The organism is Lachnoanaerobaculum saburreum DSM 3986, assembly GCF_000185385.1.
GTDB lineage: Bacteria > Bacillota > Clostridia > Lachnospirales > Lachnospiraceae > Lachnoanaerobaculum > Lachnoanaerobaculum saburreum.
In genome coordinates, this window is sequence record NZ_GL622296.1 from 703,880 (window position 1) to 718,820 (window position 14,941).

16 protein-coding genes are annotated in these 14,941 nt (G+C 37.4%); 14 read left to right on the top strand and 2 right to left on the bottom strand.

The genetic code is table 11. From position 1 onward, the window contains the following. The first annotated feature begins 194 nt into the window (after positions 1 to 194). The 14 genes from cooS (at position 195) to HMPREF0381_RS03425 (ending at position 11,862) form a co-directional block, all read left to right on the top strand. Positions 195 to 2,336, top strand: coding sequence for an anaerobic carbon-monoxide dehydrogenase catalytic subunit (cooS, locus tag HMPREF0381_RS03365; RefSeq protein ID WP_008750468.1), 2,142 nt, complete (start codon positions 195 to 197; stop codon positions 2,334 to 2,336). 413 nt (positions 2,337 to 2,749) lie between these two features. Further along, positions 2,750 to 3,268 (top strand): AmiS/UreI family transporter, encoded by a 519-nt coding sequence (locus HMPREF0381_RS03370; protein ID WP_008750469.1) that lies wholly within the window; start codon positions 2,750 to 2,752, stop codon positions 3,266 to 3,268. Positions 3,269 to 3,281: 13 nt separating this feature from the next. Then, complete coding sequence (locus HMPREF0381_RS03375) at positions 3,282 to 3,584, top strand: urease subunit gamma (protein ID WP_008750470.1); 303 nt, start codon at positions 3,282 to 3,284, stop codon at positions 3,582 to 3,584. Between the two features lie 8 nt (positions 3,585 to 3,592). Next, positions 3,593 to 3,913: an urease subunit beta gene (locus HMPREF0381_RS03380; RefSeq protein ID WP_008750471.1), complete on the top strand. Its 321-nt coding sequence runs from the start codon at positions 3,593 to 3,595 to the stop codon at positions 3,911 to 3,913. A 10-nt stretch (positions 3,914 to 3,923) separates the two neighbouring features. Further along, positions 3,924 to 5,645, top strand: coding sequence for an urease subunit alpha (gene ureC / locus HMPREF0381_RS03385; RefSeq protein WP_008750472.1), 1,722 nt, complete (start codon positions 3,924 to 3,926; stop codon positions 5,643 to 5,645). 76 nt (positions 5,646 to 5,721) lie between these two features. After that, positions 5,722 to 6,162 carry an urease accessory protein UreE gene (locus HMPREF0381_RS03390; RefSeq protein WP_008750473.1) on the top strand — a complete coding sequence of 147 codons (441 nt, stop codon included), beginning with the start codon at positions 5,722 to 5,724 and terminating at the stop codon, positions 6,160 to 6,162. Then, on the top strand, positions 6,159 to 6,872 hold the full coding sequence (locus HMPREF0381_RS03395; protein ID WP_008750474.1) for an urease accessory protein UreF: 714 nt from the start codon (positions 6,159 to 6,161) through the stop codon (positions 6,870 to 6,872). Before HMPREF0381_RS03390 ends, HMPREF0381_RS03395 begins: the two co-directional genes overlap by 4 nt. Positions 6,873 to 6,886: 14 nt before the next feature. Continuing rightward, positions 6,887 to 7,501 (top strand): urease accessory protein UreG, encoded by a 615-nt coding sequence (gene ureG / locus HMPREF0381_RS03400; RefSeq protein WP_008750475.1) that lies wholly within the window; start codon positions 6,887 to 6,889, stop codon positions 7,499 to 7,501. Next, positions 7,502 to 8,335: an urease accessory protein UreD gene (locus tag HMPREF0381_RS03405; RefSeq protein ID WP_008750476.1), complete on the top strand. Its 834-nt coding sequence runs from the start codon at positions 7,502 to 7,504 to the stop codon at positions 8,333 to 8,335. Positions 8,336 to 8,370: 35 nt separating this feature from the next. Next, the gene (gene cbiM, locus HMPREF0381_RS03410) at positions 8,371 to 9,363 is read left to right on the top strand and encodes a cobalt transporter CbiM (protein WP_008750477.1); all 993 of its coding nucleotides are present in this window, start codon (positions 8,371 to 8,373) and stop codon (positions 9,361 to 9,363) included. Then, positions 9,341 to 10,141 carry an energy-coupling factor transporter transmembrane component T gene (locus HMPREF0381_RS03415; protein ID WP_008750478.1) on the top strand — a complete coding sequence of 267 codons (801 nt, stop codon included), beginning with the start codon at positions 9,341 to 9,343 and terminating at the stop codon, positions 10,139 to 10,141. Before cbiM ends, HMPREF0381_RS03415 begins: the two co-directional genes overlap by 23 nt. Further along, positions 10,138 to 10,863, top strand: coding sequence for an energy-coupling factor ABC transporter ATP-binding protein (locus HMPREF0381_RS03420; protein WP_008750479.1), 726 nt, complete (start codon positions 10,138 to 10,140; stop codon positions 10,861 to 10,863). The genes HMPREF0381_RS03415 and HMPREF0381_RS03420 overlap by 4 nt, the downstream gene beginning before the upstream one ends. Before the next feature lie 298 nt (positions 10,864 to 11,161). Continuing rightward, positions 11,162 to 11,269, top strand: coding sequence for a helix-turn-helix domain-containing protein (locus HMPREF0381_RS15980; protein WP_242824442.1), 108 nt, complete (start codon positions 11,162 to 11,164; stop codon positions 11,267 to 11,269). Between the two features lie 224 nt (positions 11,270 to 11,493). Next, positions 11,494 to 11,862 carry a DUF3796 domain-containing protein gene (locus HMPREF0381_RS03425; RefSeq protein WP_008750480.1) on the top strand — a complete coding sequence of 123 codons (369 nt, stop codon included), beginning with the start codon at positions 11,494 to 11,496 and terminating at the stop codon, positions 11,860 to 11,862. 449 nt (positions 11,863 to 12,311) lie between these two features. Here HMPREF0381_RS03425 and HMPREF0381_RS03430 read toward each other — a convergent pair whose 3' ends face one another. Together HMPREF0381_RS03430 and HMPREF0381_RS03435 are read right to left on the bottom strand one after the other, a co-directional pair. Beyond that, positions 12,312 to 14,012 carry a vWA domain-containing protein gene (locus HMPREF0381_RS03430; RefSeq protein ID WP_008750482.1) on the bottom strand — a complete coding sequence of 567 codons (1,701 nt, stop codon included), beginning with the start codon at positions 14,010 to 14,012 and terminating at the stop codon, positions 12,312 to 12,314. Beyond that, a complete protein-coding gene (locus tag HMPREF0381_RS03435; protein ID WP_008750483.1) occupies positions 14,009 to 14,926 on the bottom strand; it encodes an AAA family ATPase in 918 nt (305 codons plus the stop codon). The genes HMPREF0381_RS03430 and HMPREF0381_RS03435 overlap by 4 nt, the downstream gene beginning before the upstream one ends. Positions 14,927 to 14,941 lie beyond the last annotated feature (15 nt).

The following is a 14,941-nucleotide window of genomic DNA, read 5'->3' on the forward strand; positions in this document are numbered from 1 at the left end:
TATAATACAGATATTTTCGCTATAATCCTAAAGGATTATAGCGATTTTTTTGATGTAAAAAGAAAATTTGAAAATAAAAAATTTTATTGACATGAGATAAAACTTATAATATAATCAATGCAACTTATAAACATACTAATTTTGTAGGTAAATAGGTTACTATATATTTATATTAGGACATACAGTAGGAAGGAATGCTCATGGAAAAGAAAGAACACAATCACGAACATAATCACGAACACCGACACGGCCATGGTGTAGACCATATTCACAGTCATAGAAATCTTATCGGATTTGATGAACATGGTATACCGACAATTACTTTAAAGTCGGACCATGAAGAAGACGGAGATGATAAAGCATTTATCAGAGATTATATGAATGCGGTTTCAGAGTATAGGAAAACTTTTCCGTCAAAAGATGAGGTGTTAGAAAATACTCCCGATCCGGCAGTAAGAGAGATGATCTTACGTCAGAATCAGCTTGGATTTGATACCACATTTGACAGATTTGACAAGCAGCAGCCACAGTGCGGTTTCGGTATGGCGGGAATCTGCTGTAAAATCTGTAATATGGGTCCATGTAAGATAACTTCAAAGAGCCCTAAGGGAATTTGCGGTGCGGATGCCGACCTTATAGTAGCCAGAAACCTGCTCCGTTCCGCTGCTGCCGGTGTAGCTCAACATGGTATGCATGGTCGTGAAGTTATTTTATCTTTGAAGTGGGCGGCAGAAGGTAAACTTGATTTGCCTATTTTGGGACAGCAAAAGATAAAGGATACTGCAAAGGCTTTTGGAATAAAGACGGAGAGAAGAAGTATAAAAAAGATTGCATCAGAGCTTGCAGATGTACTTTTGGAGGATATGAGCCGTACAGTGCCGGGAGAATATAAGATTATAGAGGCGCTTGGATCCGAAGAAAGAAAAAAGGTGTGGAAGGAACTTGATATTCTTCCTATCAGTGCTTACCATGAGGTATTTGAGTCCTACCATAAAACAGGTGTAGGTACAGACGGTGACTGGAAGAGTATAATGCAACAGTTCTTACGCTGCGGACTTGCATTTACATATTCAGGTGTTGTAAGTACCTCAATAGCTACAGACGGGCTTTTCGGAGTAGGTGACAGAGTTACATCAAAGGTAAACATCGGTGCTTTAAAAAAGGGCTATGTAAATATTGCAGTTCACGGTCATCTGCCGACGCTTGTAAGTGAGATTGTAAGAGTGGGACAGGAAGAAAAGTTTATAAATCTGGCAAAGGAAGCGGGAGCAAAAGGAATCAGATTCTACGGTATATGTTGCTCGGGACTTTCATCTATGTATCGCTATGCAGGAGTTATTCCGCTTTCAAATGCGGTATCTGCCGAGCTTGTACTTGGAACCGGAGCACTTGATCTTTGGATCGCGGATGTTCAGGATGTATTCCCGTCTATTATGGAAGTGGCAAAATGCTTCAGAACAACTGTTGTTACAACAAGTGAGTCTGCCAGACTGCCGGGAGCTGAAAGATTTGAATATGACCATCATCACTCAAATATAGGAGAGACAAGGGCACTTGCAGAAAGAATAGTGCTTCGCGGTATTGAAAGTTTTAAAGACAGACAGGGTATACCTGTATATATACCGCCATATGAAGTGGATGCCGAGGTAGGTTTCTCTCCTGAATATGTACATAAGCACTACGGTTCTATGAAGCCTTTATATGAGGCTATAAAAGAAGGCAAGATACTCGGAATTGTAAATATAGTCGGATGTAACAATCCTAAGGTGGTATATGAAAAATGTGTTATTGATGTGGCCAATGCACTCCTTAGAAATAATATCCTGATTCTTACAAACGGCTGTGCTTCATTCCCGCTTATGAAGATGGGATATTGTAATATTTCAGGACAAGAGCATGCAGGTGAGAGCTTAAATGAATTCCTTGGAGATCTGCCTCCGGTATGGCATGTCGGTGAGTGTATTGACAATACAAAGTCAAGCGGAATCTTTGCAGGTGTTGCAGGTGAGGCGGGTAAGCCGCTGTATGAGATGCCTTTTGCATTTTCATCTCCTGAGTGGAGTAATGAGAAGGGAATAGATGCGGCACTTGGGTTCAGACTTATGGGAATCAATTCATATCACTGTGTGGAAGCACAGATACATGGTTCAAAGAATGTTATAGAGTTTTTAAAGGAAGGCACAAAAGACTTACTGGGCTCCGTCATGGTGGTGAACCCTAATCCGGATGCGCTTGGTGAAAAAATAGTTGCGGATATTATAGAGAAGAGAAAAGCACTTGGTTGGGCGGTCCCGGATGAAATAGTACATAAGAATGAAGAGCTTGCATTGGTATAAGTTTTAAAGGGTAAAGTTTACATACTTTACCTTTTTTAAAATATTTTTAAATCCACATGTAAGATTAAATTTCAATTTAAAGCATAAAATAATATGTTTTTATAGATAATTAATATAAATATATATATTTATATCTTTATTAAAAATTCTTATTGTTAAAAAAGTGCTTATAATTGAAATAAACAAATAAAATTACTGCATATTATTTGAATATAAAAAACTTTGGCGGACAATTAAAAAATTTAGATTTACTTTTATTTTTATTCTGATTGTGCTAATATGTCCCCATCAGTTAGGGATAAGGCAAGCAGGCACTGCAAAGGCGCAGGGTTTGTTTGCTTTTTTCATTTATCTGAAAGAAATATTTCTTTATGGAGCTCCTTGGTGTAAATTCTTTTTAAAAGGTGAGAACAATGTTAGGAGTTATTTTACTGTATGTCGGTATGGTTCTTATGAGCAACGGATTTTATCGACTTGAAAAGATAAATGACAAGTCAAATGTAGTGATGAATATATTTACAGGCGGACTTGGACTTATCTTGAATTTAATCGCCATCGGTTACGGTGCGGCAACAGGTGCAGATGCAAGCTGGTTTTATGCAAGTGCAACAGGGCTTTTGTTTGCATTTACATATCTGTATACCGCTATCAATACTATATGGGATTTGGATCAGCGTCTATATGGGTGGTTTAGCCTTTTTGTTGCTATAAATTCTGTTCCTGCAGGTTTGCTTTGCTTTTACGGCTATGGCGGAAACCGGCTGTACGGAATTATATGGTGGCTATGGGGGATCCTGTGGCTTACAGCCTTTATAGAAATCAATTTGAAGAAAAATCTTGGGAACTTTGTTCCATACCTTGCAATTTTTGAAGGTATTGTAACGGCTTGGATTCCGGGATTTCTTATGTTGGTAGATAAGTGGCCAAAGTAGAAAGGAAGATTTTATGCAGTTAACTGAACGTGAGCAGGAAAAGATGATTATCAGTCTGGCTGCCATGATTGCACAAAGAAGAAAAGATAAGGGGTTGAAGTTAAATCACCCTGAGAGTGTAGCGATTATTACAGACTATATTTTGGAGGGTGCCAGAGAAGGAAAGAGTGTGGCGGACCTTATGAATGAGGGAGCTAAGGTACTGAAAAGAGATGATGTAATGGAGGGTGTACCTGAGATGATTCCTATGATTCAAGTAGAAGCAACATTTGTTGACGGTACAAAGCTTGTTACAATTCATGATCCGATTAGATAGGAGTAGATATGATTCCGGGAGAATATATTTTAAAAAATGAGCCTGTTGATTACAATGTAGGCTATGAGGCGATTAAGTTAAAAGTAAAAAATGTAGGTGACAGAGCCGTTCAGGTAGGTTCACATTTCCATTTTTATGAGGCAAACGAGGAAGGGTTAAAATTTGACCGTGAAAAGGCATATGGCAAGAGACTTGACATTGCGGCAGGTACGGCAATCCGTTTTGAGCCGGGAGAGGAAAGAGAAGTATCTTTGGTTGACTTTGGCGGAAAGAGAAGAATCTTCGGTTTTAACAATAAGGTTAATGATTATTTAGATAGGAAATATTAAGGAGATACATATGAGTTTTAAAATGGATCGAAAAGCCTATGCTTCACTATACGGACCTACTGTAGGAGACAGCATCAGACTGGGTGATACAAATCTTTTTGCCTGTATTGAAAAAGATTATACAGTATATGGTCAGGAGAGTATATTCGGTGGCGGTAAGGTTTTAAGAGACGGAATGGGTGTCAATGCCACTGAGACAAGAAGAGATAACCCGAAGGTAGCCGATACTATTATTTCAGGTGCCACTATAATTGATTATACCGGAGTTTACAAGGCTGATATCGGTATTCGTGACGGAAAGATTTTGGCTATAGGTAAGGGCGGAAACCCTGACAATATGGATAATATAGATTTTGTTGTAGGTGCTTCTACAGAGGCTGTTGCAGGTGAGGGACTTATAGTAACAGCCGGAGGTATTGACCTTCATGTTCACTATATTTCACCGGGACTTGCTCACGCGGCACTTGACAACGGTATTACAACACTTTTCGGTGGAGGTACAGGACCTGCCGACGGTACAAACTCTGCAACCACAACACCGGGTGCATTCCATATTCACCGTATGTTACAGGCAACTGATAATGAACCGTTAAACTTCGGATTTATGGCAAAGGGAAACGGTGCCATAGTTGATACGGTAGGTGAGCAGATAGAGGCAGGTGCGGCAGCTATAAAGACTCATGAGGACTGGGGTGCTACAGCGGCGGCTATCGACAATGCACTTAAGGCTGCGGATAAGTATGATGTACAGCTTGCGGTACATACCGATTCTTTGAATGAGGGAGGCTTTGTAAACAATACTATCAATGCCTTTGCAGGTCGTACAGTTCATGCATTCCACTCCGAGGGTGCCGGCGGTGGACATGCTCCTGATATTATGGTAGTAACAGGACAAAAGAATATACTTTCATCTTCAACAAATCCTACAGACCCTTATACTACAAATGTTGTAGATGAGCTTTTTGATATGACAATGGTTTGTCACCATCTGGATCCTAAGGTACCTGAGGATGTTGCTTTTGCAGAGTCACGTGTAAGAAAGCAGACTATTGCGGCTGAGGACGTGCTTCAGGATATGGGTGCAATCAGTGTAATGACAAGTGATGCTATGGCAATGGGACGTGTAGGCGAGGTTGCTATGAGATGTTGGCAGCTTGCAGACAAGATGAAGATGCAAAGAGGACCGCTTACAGGAGACAGCGAGTACAATGACAATAACCGTATCAAGAGATATGTTGCAAAGTATACTATCAATCCTGCTATTGTAAACGGTATTTCAGAGTATATCGGTTCTGTAGAGGTTGGAAAGTATGCAGACCTTGTTATCTGGGAGCCTTCAAGATTCGGCACAAAGCCGAAGATGGTTTTAAAGGCGGGAGTTATAAGCTACGGAATAATGGGTGATGCTTCATCTTCACTGCCTACTCCTGAGCCGAGACTTATGAAAGATCTTTACGGTTCTTTAGGTAAGTCTTGCGGAAAATCAAATATTGCATTTGTTTCAAAGTATGCATATGATCATGGTATCAAGGAGGAACTTGGACTTGATAAGATTGTACTTCCTGTAAAGAATACCAGAAATCTTACAAAGAGAGATATGAAGTGGAATGATTATACTCCAAAGACTATCAAGATTGATCCGCAAAGTTTTGTGGTTACTATTGACGGTGAGGAGATTACCTGTGAGCCTGTAGAGAGAATATCTTTGGCTCAGAGATATTATTTATTCTAAATAATTTATTACATTGGAGAGTAGACAAAAAAGCTTTCACTTTTATCTACTCTCTTTTTTCTAATAAGGGGTATTTATGATTTTTACAAAGACAGACGGAAATATAAAGGAAAGAGAAGACTTGGGTCATGTACATATTGAGACTGCAATGGTAAAGAGTGACGATCTTGCAAAGAGCATACTTCGTGTAAAGAGTGATCACCACAATGAATACGGCATCAGACTTGAAGAAGGAAAACTTGAAAACGGCTCATTCTTTTTTATAGATGATCACAATATATTGGTACTTAATGTTATCCCTGAAAAGATGATTGTTATTACGCCGAAGGATATGGATGACTGCGGTATCATTGCACATATGCTTGGAAATATGCATAAACCGGTTAAAATAAAGGGTGGGAAGATTTCACTGCTTTATGATTCTGTAGTTGCAAAGAATCTTGAGAAGTCCGATATAGATTTTAAGGTGGAAGAGATTCAGCTTGAAGAATCTCTTCGATATGTTGATTTATCATGAACAAAAATAAATTAAATATGGATAAACTAAGCCTTCTTGAAATATTTCAGGTATGTGATTCCACCTTTCCTATAGGAACTTTCAACCATTCTTTCGGAATGGAGAATTATCTTAGTGACAGAAGAATAAAAAAAGCACCTGAGTTTGAAATCTGGTTTAAAAACTACTTTGACAATCAGTTTAAATACAGTGAAGGTTTGCTTATTTTATTATGTATGCAGGCACTAAAGAAAAGTGATTTTGAAAAAATCTGCAAGTATGATAGGATTATCACCATGTCCACACTTGCAAAGGAGACCAGAAACGGTACAAAGCTTATTGCAAAGCAGATGATAAGGCTTCTTAAGGGAATGTATGGAGATATTGATACAGTCAACAGATATGAAGAAGAGATAAAGGGAAAAGAGTGTTTCGGCAGTCCTGCAATTGTATTTTCCATGTTTGCATTTGAAAAGGGCATCAGTATTGAAGATGCCTTTATTCTTTACGGCTACAGCATTGCCTCCACTATGGTTCAAAATGCTGTACGTGCAATTCCTTTGGGACAGATGGAGGGACAGGTGATTTTACACAATATAATTGAGAGACTTTTTTCTGTTTATGAGAAGATTAAAGACTTGGATGAGGAGTATCTGGGTGCAAGTATGATAGGTATCGAGCTGGCTCAGATTAGACATGAAAGTCAAGAGTCAAGGCTTTTTATGTCGTAGTAGAAAGGTTAATTATGAAGAGAGCGATTCGTATAGGTGTCGGTGGACCTGTAGGTTCGGGAAAGACACTTTTGATAGAGAGGTTGACTCGCCATATGGCGAATGACTACAGTATAGCTGTAATTACAAATGATATTTATACAAAAGAAGATGCACAGTTTATGGTGGCAAATTCCGTACTGCCGGAGGAGAGAATAATAGGTGTGGAAACAGGCGGTTGCCCACATACCGCTATCAGAGAAGATGCATCTATGAATCTGGCGGCAATTGATGAACTTGAAGAAAGATTTCCGGGGAAGCTTGATCTTATTTTCTTGGAGAGCGGAGGTGACAATCTGGCGGCTACATTCAGTCCTGAGCTTGTGGATTTTTCAATATATATTATTGATGTGGCTGAGGGTGAGAAGATTCCACGAAAAGCCGGACAGGGAATGATAAAGTCCGATCTTTTCATTATCAACAAGATTGATCTTGCACCATATGTCGGTGCGGATCTTAACAGAATGAAGACCGACTCTGAAAAATTCCGTGAGAGCGGAACCTTTCTCTTTACAAATTTAAAGACTGATGAGGGATTATCAGGTGTTATAGACTGGATAAAAAAAGATGTTTTGCTTGAGGGATTATAAATGAACGGATCCTATGACGGAGTAAGTGATATTGCCTTTGAAAAGCGTGGTGACAGGACGGTTCTTACCAATCGTTTTAGAAGCGGTAATTCAAGGATTTCCGCATTGATTCCAACAGAAGATGATATTCCTTTGTACTTTTTGGTGGCTACGGGCGGAGGATTTATAGAGGGTGAAAAGTATTATAATGTCGCAACACTTGAAAGAGAAGCTCATGCCGTTTTGACCACTCAGACTCCGAACTATATCTACAAATGTCCAAACAGCAAAACTACATCACAGTTAAATGAGGTGACGGTAAAAGAAAATGCATTCCTTGAGTACTATATAGATGAGGTTATTCCATATGAGGATGCCATATATTACCAAAAGACATTTGTTGATGTAAAAAAGGGTGGAAGCCTTATATTAACCGACGGATTGACTGCCGGTTGGTCAAAAAGTGACACACCTTTTTTGTACAACAGAGTGGATTTAAAGACAAGGATTTTATATGATAATGAGCTTGTGTTCAATGATTATTTGATAGTGAATCCTGAAGAAGAGGATATGGGTGAGATTGGACTTTTTGAGGGCTACACCAATTTCAATTCGGTTGTAATTATTGATGAAAATTTTTGTACCGAATGGATAAAAAGAAGTAAAGAAGCATTAAACACAAAAGAGTTTACCGGAATCTACGGTATCACAGCTTTGGAAAAATACGGTTTTGTGCTTCGTGTTTTGGGTAAGAGCAGCCACAACAATCTGGGAATTATGTGGGACTTTATAAACTTTTATCGCGAAGAGATAAGAGGCTTAAAACATTTGGAACTTAGAAAAAATCAAAGATAGAAAAAATAAAAATCTAAATAAAATAGAGGAGAAATATGCATATACCTGATAATTATTTGGGGCCGGTTACCTGTGCGGCTCTTAGTGTAGTATCATTGCCGCCTTTGGCTGTATCTATATCTAAAGTAAGACTTGAACTGAAAGAAAACAGAGAACTTGCACCGATGCTTGGCGTGGGAGCTTCTTTGTCATTTTTGATGATGATGTTTAATGTACCTATACCGGGCGGTACAACCGCACATGCCATCGGAGGTGTGCTTTTAGCCGTTTTGATGGGACCTTATGCCGCAAGCCTTTGTGTGAGTGTGGCACTTATACTTCAAGCCTTTTTATTCGGTGACGGAGGAATACTCTCGCTTGGTGCAAATATCTTCAACATGGCAATCCTTATGCCTTTTAGCGGATATACAATCTATGATCTTTTGAGAAAAAGAGGGCATAGCTATATCGGAGCGGGTGCGGGAGCATTCCTTGGAATAAATATCGCTGCATTTTTTACAGCAATAGAGCTTGGGATACAGCCGATAATAGCTTCAAGTAACGGATTGCCGCTATATAATCCTTATCCTCTTTCGGTTACCATACCTGCAATGATGATTCCTCATATTGTGATAGCAGGCTGGGTGGAAGTATTTTTCACTGTGGTGATTTATCGCTTTGTGAATATTGCCTCTCCGGATGCAATATACAGTGAGAAGAATGTAAGTAAAGGACTTATCGGCAAACTCTACGGTCTGATACTGTTTCTTGTAATTATCACGCCTATAGGACTTCTGGCTTCAGGCACAGCCTTTGGAGAATGGTCGGGAGAGGAATTACTTGAGAAGCTTCAATCTTCAAATACCATGGCTGCATTGCCTACAGGAATGGCGAACGGAATCTTCTTTAACTCATTATTTACAGACTATGAGATACCCGGGATAAATGTAGGCATAGGATATGTGCTTAGTGCAGTTACTGCGGTACTTTTATTTTTTATATTTGCAAAATTGATTGGAAGCATGTATGACAAATCAGACATTGCCTGATTGGATGATGAGAGAAGAAATAACGGTGAATGACTCTGAAGTTAAAAGCGGTTTTCTTCAAAGTAATCTCTCAACCGTTATTTCTCTTTTATCATATTTAAAGATTGAGGACAGAAAAAAATATAGCGGAAGTCCGGTCATAAGAATCTGTGAATTGCTTATCTTACTTGTGCTTATTTATAACAGTAAAAGCATAGTGTTTTTGTGGACGGTCGGAATTTTTCTCTTAGCTGAGATTGCTTTTTTTAGCGGTAGAGAAATAAGGTCTATTGTAAGAAAGCTTATCAGACTTGTTATTTTTACCGCCGTTATTTTACTGCCAAGCTATTTGCTTCATCCAAGTATTCATCCGACTTTTTTTCTTATCAGAACTGTGCTTTTGCTTTTAAACCTCTCCGTATTTTTGACAAAGACCTCATGGAGCGATTTTATAACGGGGCTTAGAGGACTTTATCTGCCGGAGGAGTTGGTGATGATATTTGATATTGCAATCAAATATTTTTATATTTTGGGAAATCATATAAAGAGTATATTATATGCAATAAGAATAAGAAGCTTACAGGGAGTTCCAAAAAAACTTACAGGTGCAATCTTAGGTCAGGTATATCTTATAAGCAAAGAGCATATGAAGAGTTTATATGAGGCAATGCTGCTTCGTGGATACGGTACTAAGGTTAAAGTGAGGAGAAGATTGCAATTAAATAAATCAGATATTTTGCATATAAGTATTTGTATAATACTTATAATTTTATTTTTTACTTTGAAAGGACAGATATGATTCATATTGAAAACGGAAAATATATTTATGAGAATCAAATAGGGATGGATCATATAAACCTTGATATAAAAAAAGGAGAAGGTGTATCCGTAATGGGTCCGAACGGAGCCGGGAAATCCACTTTACTTAAGATTATTGTAGGACTTTTTGCCCTTACTGAGGGCAAATATACATTTAACGGAGAAGATATAAATAAGGCATATATAAAAGACTTAAAAAAAGTATCAAATCTTTACAGAAAAATCGGATTTGTATTTCAAAACAGCGATGTACAGCTTTTCAACTTTTCGGTTTATGAGGAACTTGCCTTCGGAGTGAGACAGCTTGGACTGCCTGAGGTTGAGGTGGAAAAAAGAGTGGAAGATTGCTTAAAACTCTTACAGATAGAACATTTAAAAAACAGAGTACCTTATCAATTATCAGGCGGTGAGAAAAAACTTGTGGCTATAGGCTCCGTGCTTACTATGAATCCTGAGGTGATTATACTTGATGAGCCTTTTAACGGACTTTCACCAAAGTATGTGGAACTTATAAAGGATGTTTTATATTCTTTGAAAAAGGCGGGAAAGACAATTATAATTACAAGTCATCATTTCAATCAGATAAAGGATTTGGTGGACAGTTTGTATCTTTTCGGTGAAGAGCATACTATAAAGAAAAGAATAGAAAGACATGAATGGGACAATCTGCCTACCTTTATGGAGTTTTTGGATAATATATAGAAAATATATTGAACATAATATTAATTGATGTAGTAACTTTCATAGGGAACCTCCAACCTCCTATTATAGCACACAATACTATATAATAAGATGAACATTTTGGTAAAAATTTAACTAAAGAATGTAGGTTATATGCGGGTTGTAGGATTTTTTATGATTATTTAGGTAAACAAACTGTCAAAGGCTCTGTAAAATTTCACAATTTATAATTGCATTTAAGGAGATATTGTGGTATTATATATATAAATAGTAAGTAGAATCATTGGAAGAAATAAAAATATGTAATAGTTCGGCTTCATTGAGAAAAGCCAAAGGCTGTACGAAGATAGAGTTATTAAATTTAACAAATTTGTCTCAACAATATATTAGCAATGTAGAGAGAGGTTATACTTCCGTCTATTTATAAAACTATTATATTAGCAGATGCTTTGGGAGAATGTTACTGTAATATTTTTTATAAATGTATAACAAGCTAACATGCATAAAATTGACAAGTTCATTTATCTGAACATATAAAGCTTATATTAAATGCTCGGCAATGTAGTTTGTTATGTGGAACAATTTAGATGGAATTATTTTGATACTATATTAAAGATTAGAAAATATGTAATTTAATGAGGGAGAACTTTGATGGAAAATTTGGAGAATAAAAAAATATACAGATTTAAAAAGTTTTTAGGATTTCTAGGATTTCTAGGATTTCTAGGATTTTTAGGATTTCTAGGATTTGTATTTGATAATATAGTATTTTTTCATTTTTTTTGTTTTTATTGTTTTTTTTCATTTTTTTTCGTGAATGATACGCAGAGTATTAAGAATAAAGATGACAAAAGACATACTTTATACAGAGGTATTTTGGCCGCCATATTTACAGCCAATATAGTTGTAACTCAAAGTGGATATATCCATGATAAATACTCGGCTATGACTATTTTGATCAATGTAGCTTTTGCTATAGCTGTAATAGTGGATACTATTATTGGTAAAAGTTACGTGTAGTTTAATTTGAGTTAGTGTTTATTGTGTTTGTACTGTTGGTTACAATATATTTATACAATTGACAATTTTTCTTTATTATAGTACTATGACGATGTACACATCTTGTGTACATAAATATTGATACTAATCTCTAGCAGTAAGCTCTCCAACATCAGGAGTAAGCCGAGCCTAGAGATTTTTTGTTTTATGTGGAGGAAATATAATAAGCCGCAGCTATTGACAACTGATATATAAGATGTACAATGAATTTAAATAAAAGCTTCGTGAAAGTTTTATGTGGGGTATAAGGAGGAATCTTATGGATATGCAGTTGTTTTGGGATATTGTGGCAATAGTTATAAATATAGGAGTTTGGGTTGCCCTTGGACTTTTTATAAGGTGGTTGATATTAAAAATTAAAAAGTAATTATGCAAAAGAGTAGTTTGCCTGTTTTGACAAACTACTCTTATTACATTCTCCTTATTTCCGCCTGTAGCATATTTCCGACCAAAGACGCAAAGTTATCAAGTGATTTTACTTTTACAAAACTTCTGCCGAATATTTTTTGTACATTAGGAAGGTCTGCATTATCTCCGGTAAAGGCACATAGCACATATATGTTTTCAAGTTTTGCTTTATGTACAAGCTCAGTCATATCTTCAACAGCAATATCGCCGCTGTAATTTCTTGATTTGCCCTTTACTTCAAGCATATCATTCGGCTTGATATCAGTCAGCCATATCACAACTCTGTGAGAAGCGTTGTTTTTCTTCATCTGCTCAATCAGTGCATTTAGAGCAAGTCCGTCTCTGTTGGCACCTGTTGTAAAGAATCTGAATATTTCATTGTTTTTTGAGGTCTCATTATAATCTCTGTAAAGATTCATTACAGTGTATCCGTTCATTGAAGAATACCCCCAAACCCTTACCGGGACATGGCAGTTATCAAGTGCTTTTGCAATAATGTAGCCCTGTGTGGATACAGTGTCCATACGATGTATCTGTGAGGCGGAGGCATCAAGTAAAATATCTACAGAAATATTGCCGCTGCCTTCCGCCACCTGTTTTTCAAAAATTTTATTATTGTTAAGATACAGAGCCTTCCAGACAAGAGAAGGATTTAACTTGCCGGTTTTTGAATAAACAGCAGCAGGCTCAAGCTGTGTAAGCAGTGCGTTCTTTATGCGATTTGTAAGCTCCAGTATAGCCGCATTATTACTCCCTATATTGTCAAAGAAGAATTCTTCATTTTTCTTATACTGTTTTTTCATTTCCGTTCGCATCTTTGCGGCAAATCCGGTTACTTTTTCTTCACTCTCACCTCTTGTAAAAAATATTCTGGTACCTGTGTGGTTGCCTACACAGCACTCTCTTTGTATTTTTTCAGAGGTTTTATCATCATAGATGGATTTGCCGAAATAGCTGCTGATATATTTTCTTAAACCTTCCTCCGTAACTCTGTTAAATTTTTCCGAGTCGGTTTCAAATGCAGAGGCATCTGCACCTCCCTGATTTTCAACATAGCCAAGTACCAGTTTGGTCGCACCTGATACTTCGTTTGATACACCTGCTTTTTTACCGAAGAAAAGTCTTGGTATAGGAACTTTGAATCTGTGCTTTTGAAACCTTGCAGATACTCCGGGAAGGTAGGTAAAATATTTTGCAAGAGTACCTGAAAGACTCTTTATAAACCCTTCAGTATCCACATCCGCACCGATTTCAACTTCAGATAAGAGCTTTCTGTCCACCATATCGGGCAGTCCGCTGTCCTCACCGATTGAGATTCTATAGTGGCCTTCAAGTATCCAACCCTCTCTGCTTTCCGCAATACTTGGCATAAATTCCTTAAGCTTTTGCCTGCAATACTCTTTTCTAAGGAGTAACAGACTCGGTCTTAAATTCTTTTCCTTTTCAAAGGTGGCGTTTTCAAGCGCAATCCAAAATAATGTCTCATAGGTTCCCTGACCTATGGTTTCATGGAAAGTATTATAAAATTCCTTCAACCTTTTCCAGTCAAAATGTGCATAGCTGCTGCCAAGTATGGTATTCCAATAAAGATCGGCTCTTGCCTCATTATCATACATACGAAAGCCTATGGAAACATTATAATTACCTGCGGCATTCCAAATCATATTTGCGGCTCTCTTTTTTTCAAACTCTGTCAAGATCATGAAAAAACACTCTCCCCCGAAAGGCTTTCAGGCAATCTGGCACTTACAATATCAAGTACAAGCTGTCTTTCATACTCATCAAAGCATTTATTTATAAGTCCCATCTGTAAAGCCTTTGTAACTCCAAGTCCTTTTTTCATCATTCCTATACAGGAGATAAGGCCTCTGAGATCAAGACTTCTTGTAGAAATTTCACCACCCTCACATTTTTTCCTTATCTCATCAAAAAGAGTGGCAAATTGTGAAATATATTCAGGCTTTAGAGTAGGGTATTTGTCCTTTATAAGCTTTTGTAAATTCTCTTCCGATATAACAGGCATATGCAGTACCATAAATCTGGATGCAAGTGCTTCATTCATCTCCCTTGTTCCGGCATATCCGTAGTTCATAGTACTGATAAATCTTGTAGCCTCATGTAAAGTTATTCTGTCGTATCCCGGTAAATCAACGGTTCGTCTAAAGTCAAGCACTGCATGAAGCACAGCAAGTGATTCATTCTTTGCCATATTTATTTCATCAAGTACACCGAAACCTCCTTTTAAGGCACAGTTTAATATAGGTCCTTTTCTAAGCTTTACCTCTCCGTTTTCAAAGGTGTCGGAACCTATAAGAGATGATGCATCAGTATTGATATATAGTGATATATCCCATTGCGGTCTTGCAAATGCCGTTGCAAGGTTCTGAGCCAATACATTCTTACCTGTAGCTTTAGGACCGTCAAGCAGGATGTTTTCACCTGCTATTATAGCTGTGGCGGCTTCTTCCCAAATTTCTTTGCCATAGTAGAGATATGAATCTTTAGGGATTCTCTTTTCATCTTCAGCTTCAAGTTTATAGAAGCTTCTGAATGAACTTATCTCTGAAATAATTTTATCTGATACATTTTCCTGTTTTAAAAATTCTAAAATTTCCATATTCCCTCTGTTTAA

What these genes read in the sequence shown, in the direction of transcription:
- HMPREF0381_RS03375 (WP_008750470.1), top strand. Translation starts at nt 3,282, where the DNA reads ATGCAGTTAACTGAACGTGAGCAGGAAAAGATGATTATCAGTCTGGCT.
- cbiM (WP_008750477.1), top strand. Translation starts at nt 8,371, where the DNA reads ATGCATATACCTGATAATTATTTGGGGCCGGTTACCTGTGCGGCTCTT.
- HMPREF0381_RS03390 (WP_008750473.1), top strand. Translation starts at nt 5,722, where the DNA reads ATGATTTTTACAAAGACAGACGGAAATATAAAGGAAAGAGAAGACTTG.
- ureG (WP_008750475.1), top strand. Translation starts at nt 6,887, where the DNA reads ATGAAGAGAGCGATTCGTATAGGTGTCGGTGGACCTGTAGGTTCGGGA.
- HMPREF0381_RS03395 (WP_008750474.1), top strand. Translation starts at nt 6,159, where the DNA reads ATGAACAAAAATAAATTAAATATGGATAAACTAAGCCTTCTTGAAATA.
- HMPREF0381_RS03380 (WP_008750471.1), top strand. Translation starts at nt 3,593, where the DNA reads ATGATTCCGGGAGAATATATTTTAAAAAATGAGCCTGTTGATTACAAT.
- HMPREF0381_RS03435 (WP_008750483.1), bottom strand. Translation starts at nt 14,926, where the DNA reads ATGGAAATTTTAGAATTTTTAAAACAGGAAAATGTATCAGATAAAATT.
- cooS (WP_008750468.1), top strand. Translation starts at nt 195, where the DNA reads ATGCTCATGGAAAAGAAAGAACACAATCACGAACATAATCACGAACAC.
- HMPREF0381_RS03425 (WP_008750480.1), top strand. Translation starts at nt 11,494, where the DNA reads ATGGAAAATTTGGAGAATAAAAAAATATACAGATTTAAAAAGTTTTTA.
- HMPREF0381_RS03415 (WP_008750478.1), top strand. Translation starts at nt 9,341, where the DNA reads ATGACAAATCAGACATTGCCTGATTGGATGATGAGAGAAGAAATAACG.
- HMPREF0381_RS03370 (WP_008750469.1), top strand. Translation starts at nt 2,750, where the DNA reads ATGTTAGGAGTTATTTTACTGTATGTCGGTATGGTTCTTATGAGCAAC.
- ureC (WP_008750472.1), top strand. Translation starts at nt 3,924, where the DNA reads ATGAGTTTTAAAATGGATCGAAAAGCCTATGCTTCACTATACGGACCT.
- HMPREF0381_RS03405 (WP_008750476.1), top strand. Translation starts at nt 7,502, where the DNA reads ATGAACGGATCCTATGACGGAGTAAGTGATATTGCCTTTGAAAAGCGT.
- HMPREF0381_RS03420 (WP_008750479.1), top strand. Translation starts at nt 10,138, where the DNA reads ATGATTCATATTGAAAACGGAAAATATATTTATGAGAATCAAATAGGG.
- HMPREF0381_RS03430 (WP_008750482.1), bottom strand. Translation starts at nt 14,012, where the DNA reads ATGATCTTGACAGAGTTTGAAAAAAAGAGAGCCGCAAATATGATTTGG.